Annotated in this window: 16 protein-coding genes and 1 riboswitch; of the genes, 7 read left to right on the forward strand and 9 right to left on the reverse strand. The window is 63.1% G+C overall.

Annotated features, from left to right (window positions below):
- The 3 genes from N2315_05820 to N2315_05830 all read left to right on the forward strand — a co-directional run.
- A partial coding sequence (locus N2315_05820; GenBank protein MCX7828709.1) for an ACT domain-containing protein occupies positions 1-748 on the forward strand: 748 nt, incomplete at its 5' end.
- Positions 749-803: 55 nt separating this feature from the next.
- Positions 804-971, forward strand: a complete 168-nt coding sequence (locus tag N2315_05825; protein ID MCX7828710.1) for a hypothetical protein — start codon at positions 804-806, stop codon at positions 969-971.
- Positions 968-1,318 (forward strand): cupin domain-containing protein, encoded by a 351-nt coding sequence (locus N2315_05830; protein ID MCX7828711.1) that lies wholly within the window; start codon positions 968-970, stop codon positions 1,316-1,318. The genes N2315_05825 and N2315_05830 overlap by 4 nt, the downstream gene beginning before the upstream one ends.
- On the opposite strand, the gene N2315_05835 is transcribed toward N2315_05830, so the two are convergent.
- The 5 genes from N2315_05835 to N2315_05855 form a co-directional block, all read right to left on the reverse strand.
- Entirely contained in the window at positions 1,305-3,026 is a 1,722-nt protein-coding gene (locus N2315_05835) for a hypothetical protein (GenBank protein ID MCX7828712.1), read from the reverse strand. The genes N2315_05830 and N2315_05835 overlap by 14 nt on opposite strands.
- A 70-nt stretch (positions 3,027-3,096) precedes the next feature.
- Positions 3,097-3,771, reverse strand: a complete 675-nt coding sequence (locus N2315_05840; protein MCX7828713.1) for an energy-coupling factor ABC transporter ATP-binding protein — start codon at positions 3,769-3,771, stop codon at positions 3,097-3,099.
- On the reverse strand, positions 3,768-4,463 hold the full coding sequence (locus N2315_05845; GenBank protein MCX7828714.1) for an ABC transporter permease: 696 nt from the start codon (positions 4,461-4,463) through the stop codon (positions 3,768-3,770). Before N2315_05845 ends, N2315_05840 begins: the two co-directional genes overlap by 4 nt.
- 18 nt (positions 4,464-4,481) lie before the next feature.
- On the reverse strand, positions 4,482-5,324 hold the full coding sequence (locus N2315_05850; GenBank protein MCX7828715.1) for a substrate-binding domain-containing protein: 843 nt from the start codon (positions 5,322-5,324) through the stop codon (positions 4,482-4,484).
- A 130-nt stretch (positions 5,325-5,454) separates the two neighbouring features.
- A riboswitch (molybdenum cofactor riboswitch) is annotated at positions 5,455-5,574 on the reverse strand.
- Between the two features lie 38 nt (positions 5,575-5,612).
- Positions 5,613-6,311, reverse strand: coding sequence for a GntR family transcriptional regulator (locus N2315_05855; protein ID MCX7828716.1), 699 nt, complete (start codon positions 6,309-6,311; stop codon positions 5,613-5,615).
- Between the two features lie 134 nt (positions 6,312-6,445).
- Between N2315_05855 and N2315_05860 the strand changes: the two genes are divergently transcribed.
- Complete coding sequence (locus N2315_05860) at positions 6,446-7,627, forward strand: glycine C-acetyltransferase (protein MCX7828717.1); 1,182 nt, start codon at positions 6,446-6,448, stop codon at positions 7,625-7,627.
- Position 7,628: 1 nt separating this feature from the next.
- Positions 7,629-8,582: an L-threonine 3-dehydrogenase gene (locus tag N2315_05865; protein MCX7828718.1), complete on the forward strand. Its 954-nt coding sequence runs from the start codon at positions 7,629-7,631 to the stop codon at positions 8,580-8,582.
- Positions 8,583-8,654: 72 nt separating this feature from the next.
- On the opposite strand, the gene N2315_05870 is transcribed toward N2315_05865, so the two are convergent.
- From N2315_05870 to rarD, 4 genes are all read right to left on the reverse strand, one after another.
- On the reverse strand, positions 8,655-9,563 hold the full coding sequence (locus tag N2315_05870; protein ID MCX7828719.1) for an NrtA/SsuA/CpmA family ABC transporter substrate-binding protein: 909 nt from the start codon (positions 9,561-9,563) through the stop codon (positions 8,655-8,657).
- 162 nt (positions 9,564-9,725) lie between these two features.
- The gene (locus N2315_05875) at positions 9,726-10,472 is read right to left on the reverse strand and encodes an ATP-binding cassette domain-containing protein (GenBank protein ID MCX7828720.1); all 747 of its coding nucleotides are present in this window, start codon (positions 10,470-10,472) and stop codon (positions 9,726-9,728) included.
- Positions 10,462-11,238, reverse strand: a complete 777-nt coding sequence (locus N2315_05880; protein ID MCX7828721.1) for an ABC transporter permease — start codon at positions 11,236-11,238, stop codon at positions 10,462-10,464. The genes N2315_05875 and N2315_05880 overlap by 11 nt, the downstream gene beginning before the upstream one ends.
- Entirely contained in the window at positions 11,231-12,148 is a 918-nt protein-coding gene (gene rarD / locus N2315_05885) for an EamA family transporter RarD (GenBank protein ID MCX7828722.1), read from the reverse strand. Before rarD ends, N2315_05880 begins: the two co-directional genes overlap by 8 nt.
- Positions 12,149-12,216: 68 nt before the next feature.
- On the opposite strand from rarD, the gene N2315_05890 reads away from it, so the two are divergent.
- On the forward strand, positions 12,217-13,038 hold the full coding sequence (locus N2315_05890) for an SDR family NAD(P)-dependent oxidoreductase (GenBank protein ID MCX7828723.1): 822 nt from the start codon (positions 12,217-12,219) through the stop codon (positions 13,036-13,038).
- Between the two features lie 111 nt (positions 13,039-13,149).
- Positions 13,150-15,216, forward strand: a complete 2,067-nt coding sequence (locus N2315_05895) for a methyl-accepting chemotaxis protein (protein ID MCX7828724.1) — start codon at positions 13,150-13,152, stop codon at positions 15,214-15,216.
- Positions 15,217-15,353 lie beyond the last annotated feature (137 nt).

Below are 15,353 nucleotides of genomic sequence, written 5' to 3' on the forward strand. Positions count from 1 at the left end.
AGATGTGTATAAGAGACAGTCCCCCAGGGACGCGGTGCGCATGGTGGCGTCGGGCAACGGTGATGTGGCGGTGGTGCCGGTGGAGAACTCCGTGGAGGGGGCGGTCCACTCCACCCTGGACGGGCTCATGGAGTTCAGGGGGATCGTTTGGATAACCCGGGAGGTGCGGGCCAGGGTGGAACACTGCCTGGCCTACCAGGGGGAGGATTTAAGCCGGATAAGGCGGGTGTACTCACACCCCCAGGCCATGAGGCAGTGCGACCTGTGGCTCTCCCAAAACCTGCCCCAGGCGGAGCTGGTTGAGTCGGCTTCCACCAGCGAAGGGGCTCACAGGGCCCTTGAGGAGGGGGAGGCGGCGGTGTGCGGCATCCGGTGCGCCCGGGAGATGGGCTTCAAAGGGATAATACCTGGCATACAGGACTGCCCCCTCAACACCACCAGGTTCGTGGTGGTATCCCGAAGAGAACCGCGGGAGGAGCTTAAGTGCGGCGACAGGACCACCGTCCTGTTCAACCTGCCCCACCGGCCCGGCTCCCTCTGGGAAGCCCTGGGGGCCCTTAAGGAACGGGGCGTCAACCTCATGATGATCCAGTCCCGCCCCTTGCCACAGAACCCCTTTGAGTACGCCTTCTTCGCGGACGTTGAAGGCGGCATGGGGGACCCAAAGGTGGAGGCGGCGGTGGACGAGATGGCCCTAAGGACCGCGGGGCTTACGGTGCTGGGCTCCTACGGCCGCCTGGAGATCTAGGGGGCCTTGGCTTATAATTTAACAAATAACAAAACTCCTGGAGGGGGATCATCAGTTGAAGGACCCAAGACACTGCGTGCTGCTCCTTGGAAAGTGCGACAACCGCTCCCGCTGCGGATGGAACTGCATGCTGCTGGCCAACGAGGACGCACCAGCCTTATCGGAGGGCAAGGGCGAGCGCCAAGGGAAACCGGGAGATTCGAAGGGGGTCAAAGGGAAATGATAAAGAGATTCCACGACATGACGCCGGTGAGGCGGGAGAACCTCCAAGGGGGCCAGGGAGGGGCGTGGAACCGGTACGCCATAGCCCCCCACGAGGAACTTCCGGGGAGCCACTTCCGCATGGTGGGCACCATAAGGCTCGACCCCGGGGCGGAGGTGGGGGAGCACGAACACCTGACCAACGAGGAGCTCTACGTCATCCTTGAAGGGGAGGGCGTATACGTGGAGGACGGGACGGAGTACAAGGTGGGGCCCGGGGACGTGCTGATGCTCCAGCGGACCCACTCCCACGCCATAAGGAACACCGGCAAGGGAGCTCTCACCTTCCTGGCGGTCATAGTGGACTGACCCTTAGGGCAAGCCTCTTGACCCTTTCCAGCGCCGGGCCGCAGGACCTAAGGAAGCACCGGGCCCGGCGGATCTCCTCCTCCGAGGGGAAGCCCCTGCCGCAGGGCCGATCCGCGATCCCCGCCTCCTCAACCGCCATCCTGGCTCGAACCCCCATGGAGGAGCAGTAGCCCTCCACCAGGGCATCCCCCACAAGGCCTCCGTAGAAAGCCCCCATCTCCCAGGCGGTCACGTCCAGGTGGTTTGAAAGGCACCGTCCAAGCCAGAAGGCCAAGGACCCTTGGGCACGGCGCCGCCTCTCGCACTCCGGCATTATCCCAAGGGCCTTGCGCCGAAGGGTCTCATCCCTTGGGGCAAGCCACAGGTCGCCCCCCAGGGGGTCCCTGCAGGACACCACCAACTCACCATGCCCCCCGCCTTGCCCATCTTGGGCCCATATCTCCTCCCACACCGCCCCCAGGGGGGAAAGGCACACCCCCCAAAGGGAGTCCAGCCTCCAGTCAGTTTGAGATCCCTGGTTGGCGTTTATGATCTCGAAGCCGTCACAGCAGCTAAGCCACAGCGGATCGGCGGCGGCCACCAGGATGCGTAGACCCCTTCCCTTAGACGCCTTGGCCAACAGGGTCGACAAAAAATCACAGCACTCCCCTTCGGGCCGGTCCCTTAGGTTCACAAGAACCCCGCCGGCGGCCCGTCTGGCCAGTGCCTCCGAAACGGCTTCCGCCGTTTCCGCCCCCTTAAGGGCGTCTATCCGGTGCGTTAGTTCACCCCGCCAAAGCACCTCCAGGGCGGACAGCAGCGGGTTCGGCGAAGGGGAGGGCAGGTGGATGAGATCTACCGAGCCACCCTCTTGAGACAGGATCCTGACGGCGAGATCAAAGGCATTAGGTCCTGCCACGCACGTCACCGCCGCTTCCTCGGTTCCGCCCCGCTGTACCTTAGGGCTTCCCGCCAAGACCGCCGCTGGCATGGGGGGCACTATGGCGTGGAAGTCGTTGAAGGCCCGACGGGAGGCGGAGATGCGGTTGAAGAGCTCCACCGTCTCCGGCGAGGGCATTATCCCATAGTCCCTGGCAAGCCGGTCCTTCAAGGTGTTGAACACCTCCACCGGCCCGGCGGACCAGCCGGACCGGTGGTACAGCTCCATGAGAGATCTGGCCGCCGCCTCGTCCAAGGGGTCCATGGAGAAGGCCCGCTCAAACCACCTGGTGGCCCCCGCCTGGTCCCCCCTGCGAAGCAGCTCCGCCGCAAGCTCCTTCGCAAGGGCAGTGAACCGGCGGCGGTGCTCAAGGCGCCGTTCCGCAAGCCAGCTTCTAAACTCCTCCTCCTCCAGGTCGAAGCCCTCCAGGAACTCCCGCCCCAACCCGTCCCGGTCATCGTCGGATATTTCAAGGAAGCGGTCCATCATGTGAAGGTCCACGGCGCCCTCCGGAACCTCCAACGCCACAAGATCCCGCTGAAGGGACAGCATCCCGGGCGGCAGGAGGCGGCGCAGCACGTACACGGCGTTTCGCAGGTTCTTCCTTGCCAACGGCAGGTCCTTATCGCCCCAGAGCAGCCTGCACAGCCGGTCCCTGGATACGAAGGACTGGTCGAAGAGGACGTAGGCCATGGCCTCCAGCTTCCTGAAGGGGAAACGCACCCGCTCCCCGTTCAGCTCCACCGAGGCCGGACCCGCAAGGGTTACCTTGAGCATCGCAAACCGCACCTCCAAACCGGGGAACTGGGAAACTCAAAAAATCCCCCGATGTCCTCGGCCTTTAAGCCCCACAGGTCAACTATGTTACAACCCTTTGGTCCCTTGAGCCATAGGCGCCGATTAGCCTTCCATCCCTCATCACCAGGAAGCCCTCGCAAAATCCGGACAGCCAGGCGGGCTGATGGCTGCTCACCAGCACCGAGGTCCCCCACCGGTCCCGGGCCTGGATGACCGCCCCCCTCACCACCTGGGCGGCCTCCTGGTCCACGTTGGACACCGGCTCGTCCAAAAGCAGCACCCTAGGCCTTAAGGCCAGCCTCACCGCCAGGGCCACCCTTTGGGCCTCGCCTCCGGACAGGCGGTACCAGGGCCGGTCCAGGTAGGCCTCTCCAAGCCCCACCATGTACAGGGCCTCCCGAGCCCGCTCCTCCCGGTCCGGTTCCCTCCATATGGGGCCCATCAGGTTGGCCCTCACGGAGCGTTTGAGAAGGCATGGCCGCTGAAGCAGCATTGTAATCCCCATGCCTCGAAGCAACGCCTCCCGCCCCTCCGAGGGCTCGCCGAAGAAGAGTATGCGTCCTGACTGGGGCTTCATGAGCAACGCCAGGAGCTTCATCAAGGTGCTCTTGCCGCTGCCGTTGGGGCCGATGAGCCCCATCACCGCCCCCCGGGGTAGGGACAGTTCGTCCACCTCCAGGCGGTGCTGCCGGTCGTAGGAGAAGGAAAGGCCCTGGGCTTTGAGGGCGTCCGTCATCCCTTGGCCCTCCATCTCATCAGGGACACGCAGGCGCTCACAAGGGAGGATATGATCAAAAGCACCAACCCTAACGCCACCGCCATGCCGAAGTCCCCCCGGGAGGCCTCGAAGGCTATGGCGGTGGTGAGCGTCCTGGTGTGCCAGCGGATGTTTCCCCCTATCATCATGGAGACCCCCACCTCGGAGACCACCCTTCCGTAGGCGGCGAGCAGCGCCATCATGAGGGCATGCCTCATCTCAAGGACCAGGGCCCAAAGGAGCCGCAGCCCCCTGAAGCCCAACGTCCTTAGGGTCATCACCACCAAAGGGTCCACGGACTCCACCGCCGAGGCCACCAGGGACACCAGCACCGGAAGGCCCAAAACCGCCTGCCCTATGGCCATCCCCCACAGGGTGAAAAGCAGCTCAAACCTCCCGAAGGGCCCCTGGTTCGATATGAAGCCATACACCACAAGGCCCACCACCACGGTGGGCACCGACAACAGGCTGTCGAAGAGAAGCCTCAAGGCCCTTCTTCCGGGGAAGCGCAGGGCCCCAAGGGCGATGCCCACCGGGAGCCCCACCGCGGAAGCCATGCACATGGCAAGAAAGCTGGACTTCACCGTAACGGCAGCCACGTTCAGCAGTTCCTCGTCCATGGAGAGGATTATCCTCACGGCCTCCAACATCCCCTCCCTAAGGAAGTCCATGCCACCGCTTCTCCTAGCTCACCACTTATCCCCGTTGGGGAAGAAAAGCTGCTGCCCTGAGACCTTATAGCTGCCTATGAGCTCCTGCCCCCTCTTGGAGAGGACCCACTGGATGAACCGCACCGCCAGGTGGTGGCGCACCGAGGGGTGCTTCTTGGGGTTCACCTCTATGAGGCTGTACTGGTTCCTGAGCCTCTCGTCCCCCTGGTAGAGAACCTTGAGGGCCTCGGGGTTCTGGGAGTTGAACTTCGTGAAGGTGGCCCGGTCGGTAAGGGTGTAGCCTCCCTTTTCCTTGGCCATCAGCAGGGTCTCCATCATGCCCTGGCCGGACTCCACGTACCAGGGGGAGGACTTGCCCACCAGGACCCCCGCCCCCTGCCATAGTCTAAGCTCCGCCATGTGGGTGCCCGAACGATCCCCGCGGCTTACGAACACCGACCCCTTGGAGGCTATCCTCCCCACCGCGTCCAGTATGGATGTAGCGGATCGGATCCCCGCTGGGTCCGCCGCTGGGCCCACCAGCACGAAGTCGTTGTACATGGTCCGCCGCCGGTTGACCCCGAAGCCCTGGGCCACGAAATCCTCCTCCATCTTGGGGTCGTGAACCCACACCACGTCCACGTCCCCCCGGCGGCCGTACTCCAGGGCCTTGCCGGTGCCCACCGCAACCCACTGAAGCTCTATGCCGGTGTCCTTTCTAAGCTCCGCCGACAGGTAGTCCAAAAGGCCCGTGGCCTCGGTGCTGGTGGTGGTGGCCATCCGGAGCACCCGTTCCTCACCGGCGGCGGGAAGACACAGGGCGATGCAAAGCAAAAACCCCGCCAAGGACCTTAAAACACGCCTGAAACCCACAGAGACCATCTTCCAATACCCCCTTTTGACATAACGAAGACACACCGGGAGGGGCCTTGGGAAATCGACGGGAACTGTCATGAAGGCCAAAAAAACGCCGGTCCCCAATCTCTCCAGGAACCGGCCCCGTGATCCGCCAAGGTATATCGGATTCCCTCCTTTCCAAACGCGGGAGGCCCAGGGGTTTCCCCCCGGACCCTTCGGTCCCTCCCCATAGGAATTACCCCTTAGGGAAGAGGACTCGGAGGCCGTTATTCAATATACCACATGCCAAAGCCCAGTCAAAGCGCCCGAAGTTCAGCGGCGCTGTGGCAAGGCGCTCCTGCCGTGCCGCCGCATGCAGGTCTGCAGGTCGTTGGAGGTGTACTCCAGGTGGCGGCGCAAGGCCTCCACCGCCCCCTCCTGGTCCCCCTCCGCTATGAGTTGAAGGAGCCTGCGGTGCTGGCGCTCCGATTCCTCCCTCATGCTGGCGAGGTGCATCCTTATGTTCCTGTCGGTGTTCTGCCGGAAGCGGGCCAGGACGGACATTATGAGGGGCCTCTCGGCGGGTTCGTAGAGCAGGTTGTGGAACCGTTCGTTAAGATCCCTCCAGGCGATGCAGTCCTCAACCCTTTCCATCCTGTCTAGGACCCCCTCCGCCTCCTCCAGGACGCTGCGGGTTATCCTTGGGAACGCCAAATTCAGAAGGTGGGTCTCCAGCTGGCACACCATCTCGTAGAGCTCCCTCGCCTCCTCCACCGAAAGGGAGGTAACGTAGGCCCCCTTGTGCCCCCGGAAGGCCACCAGCCCTTCGCTCTCCAATATGCGAAGGGCTTCCCTTAAGGGTATGGGGCTTACCCCCATCATGAGGGCCAGCTGGGCCTGGTGAAGCTGGTGCCCCTCTGGGAGCATGCCCCGGTAAATGGCCTCCCTCAGGACCGACGCTATGAGGTACGGGGCCGCCAGGTCCCCCTCCCTTCGCTCCGCCAGCTCCTTGAGCTCTTTAAGATCGGTCAACTCGATTCCCTCCCGGAAACTATATTCCAACGGCCACAACTTATCACGCTCAGGAACATGATTATATCCCTTTGACGGCGGTTGCTGGTTTAATCATACTCGAAAGGAATAGATCCCAAGGGGAGGGATGTCAAGTGGGACCGCTGGATTTCATAACCCAAGAGCTTAAGGAGATGAAGGACGCGGGGCTTTACGGCACCATAAGGACGTTGGAGAGCCCCCAGGGGCCCTGGGTGACCATCGAGGGGCGTAAGGTTTTGAACCTCTGCTCCAACAACTACCTGGGGCTTTGCAACCACCCGAGGCTCGTCCAGAAGGTGAAGGAGTACGTGGACGCCTACGGGGTGGGTCCCGGGGCGGTGAGGACCATCGCGGGAACCATGAGCATCCACCTGGAGTTCGAGCGCCGCATGGCGGCCTTCAAGGGCGCCGAGGACGCCATGCTGCTGCAGTCCGGGTTCTGCGCCAACCTGGCGGTGATACCCACCCTGGTGCCCTCGGAGGAGGACATAATATACAGCGACGAGCTCAACCACGCCTCCATCATAGATGCCTGCCGGCTGTCCAAGGCCAAGGTGTACCGCTACGCCCACTCGGACGTGAAGGACCTGGAGCGGGTGCTGGAGGAGACTAAGGGGCGGGGAAGGCGGAAGCTTCTTGTGACCGACGGGGTCTTCTCCATGGACGGCGACATAGCGCCGCTTCCCGCCATCCGGGAGCTCTGCGACCGCTACGGGGTGATCCTGGTGGTGGACGACGCCCACGGGGAGGGCGTGTTGGGCCGGTCCGGCCGGGGCATAGTGGACCACTTCCACCTTCACGGCCTGGTGGACGTGGAGGTGGGGACCCTCTCCAAGGCCTTCGGGGTCATGGGAGGCGTCATAGCGGGCAAGAAGGAGCTCATAGAGTACCTCCGCCAGAAGGCCCGCCCCAACCTCTTCAGCAGCGCCCTCACGGTGCCCGACGTGGCGGCCAACATGGCGGCTCTTGAGATCCTGGAGGAGAGCGGGGAGCTGGTGGAGAGGCTTTGGAGCAACGGGAACTTCCTCAAGAAGCACCTGAAGGAGGCGGGCTTCGACACGGGCAACAGCGAGACCCCCATAACGCCGGTGATGCTGGGGGAGGCCCACACCGCCAAGGAGTTCAGCCGCAGGCTCTTCGAGAAGGGTGTCTTCGCCACCGCCATCGTGTACCCCACGGTCCCCAAGGGGAAGGCCCGGATAAGGGCCATGGTGTCCGCCGCCCATTCGGAGGAGGATCTCATGTTCGCCGTGGACCGGTTCGTAGAGACCGCCCGGGAGATGGGGGTGCTCTAGGATGAAGCGCATACTGGTCACCGGAGCGGGAGGACAGATAGGTTCAGAGCTGGTGCCATACCTTTGGGAGATCTACGGGGCCTCCAACGTGCTGGCCACCGACGTCAGGGCCCCGGAGGGCCCGCTGGCGGAGGGCGGCCCCTTCGACCTTCTGGACGTGCGGGACGGCAGGAGGGCTTCGGAGCTCATAGGCAGCTTCAAGGCGGACTCGGTGCTGCACCTGGCGGGGATCCTGTCCGCCAAGGGGGAGGAGAACCCCAACTTCGCCTGGGACATAAACGTCAACGGCACCGTGGCCATGCTGGAGGCCGCCAGGGAGCACCGCTGCGCCTTCTTCTTCCCAAGCTCCATCGCCGCCTTCGGCCCCTCGACGCCCAGGAAGAACACCCCCCAGGACACCATACAGCGCCCCACCACGGTCTACGGCATCGCCAAGGCCAGCATGGAGATGCTCTGCGACTACTACCACGCCAAGTTCGGCCTTGACACCCGGGGGCTTAGGTTCCCGGGGCTCATAAGCTACGTGGCCCCTCCCGGCGGCGGCACCACCGACTACGCGGTGCACATCTACTACGACGCCATAACCAAGGGAAGCTACACCAGCTTCATAGCCAAGGGCACCTACATGGACATGATGTACATGCCCGACGCCCTAAAGGCGGTGGTGCAGCTCATGGAGGCGGACCCATCAAAACTCAAGCACCGGAACGCCTTCAACATATCCGCCATGAGCTTCGACCCGGAGGAGATCGCGGAGTCCATCCGAAAGTTCATCCCCACCTTCAAGCTGGACTACCAGGTGGACCCCTTGAGGCAGTCCATCGCTGAGTCCTGGCCGGACAGCCTTGACTGCTCCGCCGCCAGGGAGGAGTGGGGATTTGACCCCCAGTACGACCTGGACGCCATGACCCAGGACATGTTGGAGAAGCTCCGGCGGAAGCTTGGATCCCAATAGGAAGGCCAAAACACCAACGGCAACGCTTAAAGGGCCCCGGGGGAACCTTCCCGGGGCCCTTCTTCACAGGTTTTACAGGGGGACGACTATCCTTGAGAGGTTGACCCGCTTCCTCATCATGCGGTTTCTTATGAGGAAGTTCTGGGTCTTCTCCAGCTCCTTGAGGTCCTCGGGCCTCAAGGAGGGGTCGAAGTCGTATAGGGACATCATGCTTATAACGTCCCCCTGCGAAAGGCCGGTCTCCTGGGCGGTGAGCTCCACCGCCTTGAGGCGGTCCTGCCGCATCAGCTGAAGCGCCTGCCGGTGGGCCCTCATGAAGGCCCTGGCGGCCTCGGGGCGCTCCTTAAGGAACCGCTCGGACATGGCTATGACGGTTATGCCGTCCACAAGCCCCCTGCCGTCGGCCAGCACCCTGGCCCCCTTCTGGGATGCCAGCCTCACCGCGGGCCCCGCCGCCAGGGCCGCGTCAACACCACCCGTTGACAGGGCCGCCACCGCCTCCGGTATGCCCATGGAGAGGAACTGCACGTCCTCAAGCTCCAGCCCCTCCCTCTCCAGGGCGGCGGACAGGAGCTGGTGCAGCACCGTGCCCTTGGGCCCCGCCACCTTACGGCCCTTGAGGTCCTTCACGTCCTTTATGGGGGAGTCCTTCCGGACCAGTATGGTGAACGCCCTGGGGGCCCTGGAGTATACGCCCACTATCCTCAGGTCCACCCCCTCGGAGGCCGCGAGCAGCGCGGAAGTGCCTCCAAGGCAGTGGGCCACCTGAACAGACCCCGCCGCCATGGCCCGGGTCTGGTCGGGACCGGCGGTTATCTCCGGGTATTCCGCCTTCAGGTTGAGCTGCCCCAAGGCCCTGTCGATGATGCCAAGCCTCCTCTCGATTATGGAGGGCACGTTGAGGGGGGCCTTCACGTAGGTGACCCCTATGGTCCCCGGCTCTCCGAAGGCCCCTTCAGGGCTTGACAAAACGGCCCCCAAAAACCACACCCCCAGCAAAATCCCGCGCAAAAGACCACCAATTCCCCTACTCAAAACCACCACCTCCGAAATTTAATCTCCAATATAAGCAATTTACCGCCCGGGCTTAGCGCATAGGGATCCCCATGGGAAGAACCGGACCCCCAGCGAGGGAACGGCCCATCAGCCCCCGATCATCTCCAAGACCTTGCGCCTTAAGGGTATGACCTCCGGCAGATCCAGGTCTCGGGGCCTTGGGATGGGTACGTCCAAGGTCCCAACAAGCCTCCCCTCCCTCAAAACCGCCACCTGATCGGCCAGGAAAACCGCCTCGTCCACGTCATGGGTAACCATAACAAAGGTCCTTTTCATGTTCAACAGTATGTCCTGGAGCTTTAATTGGAGCTCCCGCCGGGTGAAGTAGTCCAAGGCCCCCAGGGGTTCGTCCATGAGCACCACTTCCGGTTGGAACGCCAGGGCCCTTGCCAGGGCGGCCCGTTGGGCCATGCCCCCGGAGAGCTCCTTCGGCATGGCGTAGGCGAACCGGGCAAGCCCCACCATCTCAAGGCTCTCCATAGCCCTCATGGAGGCCTCCTTGGGGGGCATCAGCCCCTCCAGGGGGAAGGCCACGTTGCGGAGCACCGTAAGCCAGGGGAAAAGCCGGTGCTCCTGGAAGACCATGCCCACCGGGTGTCTTCGGTCATCCTTAGATGAGCGGCGAAGCAGCACCTGCCCCCGGTCGGGCCTTTCAAGTCCCCCGATTATCCGCAAGAGGGTGGTCTTCCCGCTCCCGGAGGCTCCGACCACCACGGTAAAAGATCCCCTGGGCACCTCAAGGCTCACCCCCTTAAGGGCCTCCACCTCCACAACGCCGGCCCTGAAGGTCTTGAAAACCTCCCGGACTTGTACCGCCGCATCGCTATGATTCATCTCTTCCCTCCCAATACCTGAGCCTTCCCAAGGCGGACATGAACAGCCTGTCGGTGAGGCTTCCTATGAGGCCCAGCACCACCACCCCCGCCAGTATGACGTCGGTCCTCAGCATCGCCTGGGCGTCGTTTATCAGGTACCCAAGGCCGGAGGAGGCGGCCACCAGCTCCGCTCCGATCAGGGACCTCCAGCCGTACCCAAGTCCCAGCCTCAGCCCCGACATTATGGCGGGCATGGCGCAGGGGAGTACTATGCGGGCCACTATCCTGGCCCTTGGCAGTCCGAAGGCCTTCCCCACCTCAAGGAGCCGCTGGTCCGCCCCGGCCACCCCGTGGAGGGTGCTTATGAACACCGGGAAGAAGGAGGCGGCCACTATGACCGCCACCTTAGAGGCCTCCCCTATGCCGAACCACAGGACCAACAGGGGCAGCACCGCAAGGGGCGGTATGTGCCGAAGGAACTCCAACAAGGGGCCAAGGCAAATCCTAAGGCTTCCGGAAAGGCCTATTAGAGTCCCAAGCAGGACCCCCGAGAGGGATGACAGGAAGAAGCCCTGGAGGACCCGCAAGAGGCTGACCACCACGTGCCTTGCAAGCTCCCCGGATGTCAGGAGCTCAAAAAGGGTTCTAAATACCCTTAAGGGGGAAGGGAAGAGGACGCTTCCCATGCCCCCTTCGGAGGATGCGGTGTACCAAAGCGCCAGGGGCAGCGCCACGGACGCCAGAAGTCCTCCCACCCACCCCGGGAGGGCTTCACGCTTAGGCATCTTCTTCAGCCCTCCTTGGTACGTAGGGCCAGGAGCTCCTTAAGGAGTCAAGGGTGTAGAGGGCCACCGCCGCCACGATCATGCCGAAGCTCACGGCCCTTCCGAAGGACACCTTTTCGTGGTAAAGGAGGAGCCCTATGAGGAACGACATGCTGGGAGAGAGGTACTGCACAAGCCCCATGGTAACGAGGCTTATCCTGGCGGCCCCCATGGCGAAGAGCCACAAGGGCAGGGACGTCACAAGGCCGGAGCCCGCCAGCAGGGCTGCCCGCCACAGGCCCCCCTGAAGGCCAAGGCCCGGCACTCCGGACAGGTAGATGAGGGCCGGCGCGGACAGGATGGCGGTCTCAAGGAAAAGCCCCATCAAGGGGTCCATGGGGCAGAGCTTTTTGGTGAGCCCGTAAACGGCGAAGGACACCGCCAGCCCCAGGGCCGCCAGGGGCAGGGAGCCGTAGCGGAGAAGCTCGAAAAGCACCCCCAGGGCCGCCAGCCCAAGGGCCATCCCCTTGAGGGGGCTTATGCGGTCCTTGAAGAAGACAAGCCCCATAGATACGTTAAGAAGGGGCAGTATGAAGTACCCGAGGCTGGTCTCAAGGATCCGTCCGGAGTTGACGGACCATATGTATATGAGCCAGTTGGCCCCCACCGCCGCTCCGCTCAGGGAGAGCACCGCAAGCAGCCTGGGTGACCTAAGGGCAAAGATGAGGGAGGCTCTACGCCTAAGCAGAACCACGGGCAGCAGCAGCACCGAGGACCAGACTATCCGGTGGCACAGTATGACCATGGGGTGCACCTCCGCCAGGGCCTTCCAGTAGACCGGGAGCACCCCCCACAGGAAGTAAGCCCCCAAGGCGTAAGCAAGGCCCATGCGCCCTTCCGGGCGGGACCCGGAAGTTTCGGTCAGTTTCATACGCCCATTCCCCTTTCGTGTATCATCTTCCGCAATGATACACCCACCGCAGGGAGAGGATGATGAACATGCCACTGCTGAAAGGTGGACTTGCGCTCATAACCGGCGCCACCAGCGGCATAGGGCTCGCCTACGCAAGGCGCCTTGGGTCCATGGGATACGGCTTGATAATGACCGGCCGGAGGATGGACCTTCTGCGCCAAAGGGCCCACGAGATAGAGCGCCAGTTCCGGGTACCGGTGGAGCCTTTGATGGCGGAGCTTTCCAAGGAGGAGGACATAGAGGCCCTGGAGGCCGTCATCGGGGAGCGAAGGCCCAACTTCCTGCTCAACAACGCGGGGTTCGGGCTGAGGGAGGCCTTCGCGGACACCCCAAGGGACCTATGGGAGGCCCTCATATGGGTCCACGTGATGGCCCCCTTAAGGCTCACCCAGGCGGCCCTTAAGGTGATGGGCGAGGAGCGCGAGGGGGTGGTGGTGAACGTGTCCTCCGAGGCGGCCTTCATACCCGTAAGGCGCAACTCGGTGTACGCCGGGGCCAAGGCGTTCCTGCTGCGCTGGACCGAGTCGGTGGCGCTGGAGATGATGGACAGCGGCGTAAGGCTCCAGGCCCTGTGCCCCGGCATGACCCGGTCGGACTTCCACCCAAGGATGGGGGCCGAGGGGGCGTCGCTGTCGAAGAGCAGGCTCATACCCTGGATGACCCCGGAGGAGGTGGTGGAAGAGTCCATAAGGGACCTGGAAAGGGGCAAGGTGGTCTGCGTGCCCAAGCTGGCGGGAAAGGCGCGGACCCTTGGCATACCCCTCATACCCCAGCGGATGCGGCTTAGGTGCCTAAACTGGTTCTTCAGGACCTCCTCCGGCGCTGATTCTTGCAATAAAGAAAACTAAAACCATTTGGAAACAGGCGCCAAATCTACAGCCCCTTTGATATAATCTTCCGCGACCTGTGACTTTTGTATCAACTAAATTAAAAAATTAATATAGGAGGGGTTTTTCTTAATGTCCATACGGCGGAAGCTGTTTCTGCTGGCCCTGGGCGCCGCTGCGCTCATGGCCTTGATGGTGGCGGCGGTGGCGTTCAACAGCTACCGGGTGTTGAACCAGCAGGTGAACACCGTGGGGATGGAGATAATCCACGACCGGGCGGAGGCGGTGGACCAGTACTTCGACAGGCTCTCCGCCATAGCGGAGGCCGCAAGCCAGGCGGCGGCCCACGAGATCCAGCGGGGGGCCAACACCGACGACGCGCTGGAGCCCATGATGATGCGCCTCTTCGGCGGGGCCTCTAAAGATGATCCTAACATCTTCGAGGTTTACATAGGCCTTGAGTCCGACGGCAGCCTTGCAAGCGGCGTGGGCTGGAAGGAACCGGAGGGGTACGACGCCAGGAAGAGGAACTGGTACCTAAGGGCCATTGAGGCTGGGAAGACCACCCTGTCGGACCCCTACGTGGACGCCGGCACCGGGGACCTTCTCATCACCGTGGCCACGCCGGTCAAGGGCGACGACGGGCGGCTTCTTGGGGTTGCGGCGGTGGACGTGAAGCTCAACAGCCTCTCGGACCAAGTGACCCAGTACAAGATCATGGGCAAGGGGCTGGGGCTTCTTACCACCAGGGACGGCGTGTTCCTGGCCAACCCCAAGAAGGAGATGATCATGAAGGAGAACATCTCCAAGCCCAGCTCCCTGGTGAGCGAGGAGTACGCCAGGGCGGGGCAGACCATACTGTCCACCCAGCCCGGGGGCTTCGTGGACTACAAGTTCATGGGGGAGGGGCGAAGGAGCTTCTTCTACCACTCCCGCTGGGGGTTCGTGGTGTGCGTGGTGTTCCCCACCAAGGACTTGGACCACATGGTTATGTCCGTGGCGTTAAGGCAGCTGGTCCTTGGGCTTCTGACACTGGTTGGGCTTGTAGGTATGCTGTGGTGGCTGTCCAAGGGGATAATAAGGCCCATAGACCGGATAAGCGCCGCCATAGGGCGCCTTGGGGAGTTGGACCTGACGGCGGGGCATGAGGAGGAGTGGCTCAGGGCTGAGGCTGGAAGCGCCACGGAGATAGGGCACATGGCGGGGTCGGTGGCGCGTCTTCTGGACAACCTAAGGCACGCCATGGGTGAGATAAAGCGGGAGTCCCACCGGGCGGCGTCGTCGGCGGAGAACCTGGCGGCGTTGTCGGAGGAGCAGGTGGCGTCGGTGGAGGAGATAAAGTCGTCGGTGGACCGGGTGGCGGCGCTGATGGAGGGTAACTCCGCGTCCTTGCAGGAGACCAACGCGGGGATAGAGGAGGTTTCAAGCGGAGCCCAGCAGGCGGCGAACTCCGCCACGGAGGGAGCGGAGGCCACGAGCCAGATGTCGGCGCTGTCGGAGAGGGCCATAGGTCAGGTTGAAGAGGTGGTGTCGGCCATAACGGCCCTTGGGTCCGAGTCGGAGAGGACCTACGAGAGGATAAGGAAGGTAGCGGAGTCCGTGAGCTCCATATCGGGATTTGTGAGCACCATAAGGTCCATAGCGGACCAGACGAACCTTTTGGCGTTGAACGCCGCCATAGAGGCGGCCCGGGCCGGAGAGGCTGGGAGGGGCTTCGCGGTTGTGGCGGAGGAGGTGCGTAAGCTGGCGGAGGAGTCCGGCATGGCGGCGAAGGAGGTGGAGGACCTCATAGCGCCCTTGCAGGCCAACACGGAGGAGTCGTTGAGGGCCACGGAGCAGTCCAAGAGGTCAATGGAGGAGACGGTGCGTAGGGCCCACGAGTCGTCGGAGGGTTTAAGGCGTGTGTTGGAGCACATAAAGACGGTGAACGACGTGATGCAGAACATAGCGGCCACGTCGGAGGAGCAGGCGGCGGCGGCGCAGGAGATAGCCCGTGGCATAGACAGCGCCACCCAGGGGACCTTGGAGACCACGTCTGCGGTGGAGATGATCCGAAGCGCCGGGGAGGAGACGGCGAAGGCCAGTGAGGCGGTGGCCCGGGAGGCCCAGGAGTTGAGCCGCACCGCGGACAAGCTTGAGAGGCTGGTGGCCAGGTTCAAGTACGACGACCACGGCAATCCCCTGCAGCTTAAGGGCTAGGGAGCTGTAACGCCCAAAGGGTTTCAAGACGCAAAGACGCAAAAAGGACGCGGAATAGGAAGATACGCTGAAGCCCGCAAGACCGCCGGCAGACCACGGAGCCCGGCGGTCTTGCCTTTGTCCCCTCTTGGCCGTCC

The sequence above is a fragment of the Thermanaerothrix sp. genome, from assembly GCA_026417795.1.
Taxonomy (GTDB): Bacteria; Synergistota; Synergistia; order Synergistales; family Synergistaceae; genus Thermanaerovibrio.

Coding starts and splice junctions, on each gene's coding strand:
- N2315_05830 (MCX7828711.1), top strand. CDS start 968: ATGATAAAGAGATTCCACGACATGACGCCGGTGAGGCGGGAGAACCTC.
- N2315_05840 (MCX7828713.1), bottom strand. CDS start 3,771: ATGACGGACGCCCTCAAAGCCCAGGGCCTTTCCTTCTCCTACGACCGG.
- N2315_05845 (MCX7828714.1), bottom strand. CDS start 4,463: ATGGACTTCCTTAGGGAGGGGATGTTGGAGGCCGTGAGGATAATCCTC.
- N2315_05850 (MCX7828715.1), bottom strand. CDS start 5,324: ATGGTCTCTGTGGGTTTCAGGCGTGTTTTAAGGTCCTTGGCGGGGTTT.
- N2315_05865 (MCX7828718.1), top strand. CDS start 7,629: ATGAAGCGCATACTGGTCACCGGAGCGGGAGGACAGATAGGTTCAGAG.
- N2315_05875 (MCX7828720.1), bottom strand. CDS start 10,472: ATGAATCATAGCGATGCGGCGGTACAAGTCCGGGAGGTTTTCAAGACC.
- N2315_05880 (MCX7828721.1), bottom strand. CDS start 11,238: ATGCCTAAGCGTGAAGCCCTCCCGGGGTGGGTGGGAGGACTTCTGGCG.
- rarD (MCX7828722.1), bottom strand. CDS start 12,148: ATGAAACTGACCGAAACTTCCGGGTCCCGCCCGGAAGGGCGCATGGGC.
- N2315_05890 (MCX7828723.1), top strand. CDS start 12,217: ATGCCACTGCTGAAAGGTGGACTTGCGCTCATAACCGGCGCCACCAGC.
- N2315_05895 (MCX7828724.1), top strand. CDS start 13,150: ATGTCCATACGGCGGAAGCTGTTTCTGCTGGCCCTGGGCGCCGCTGCG.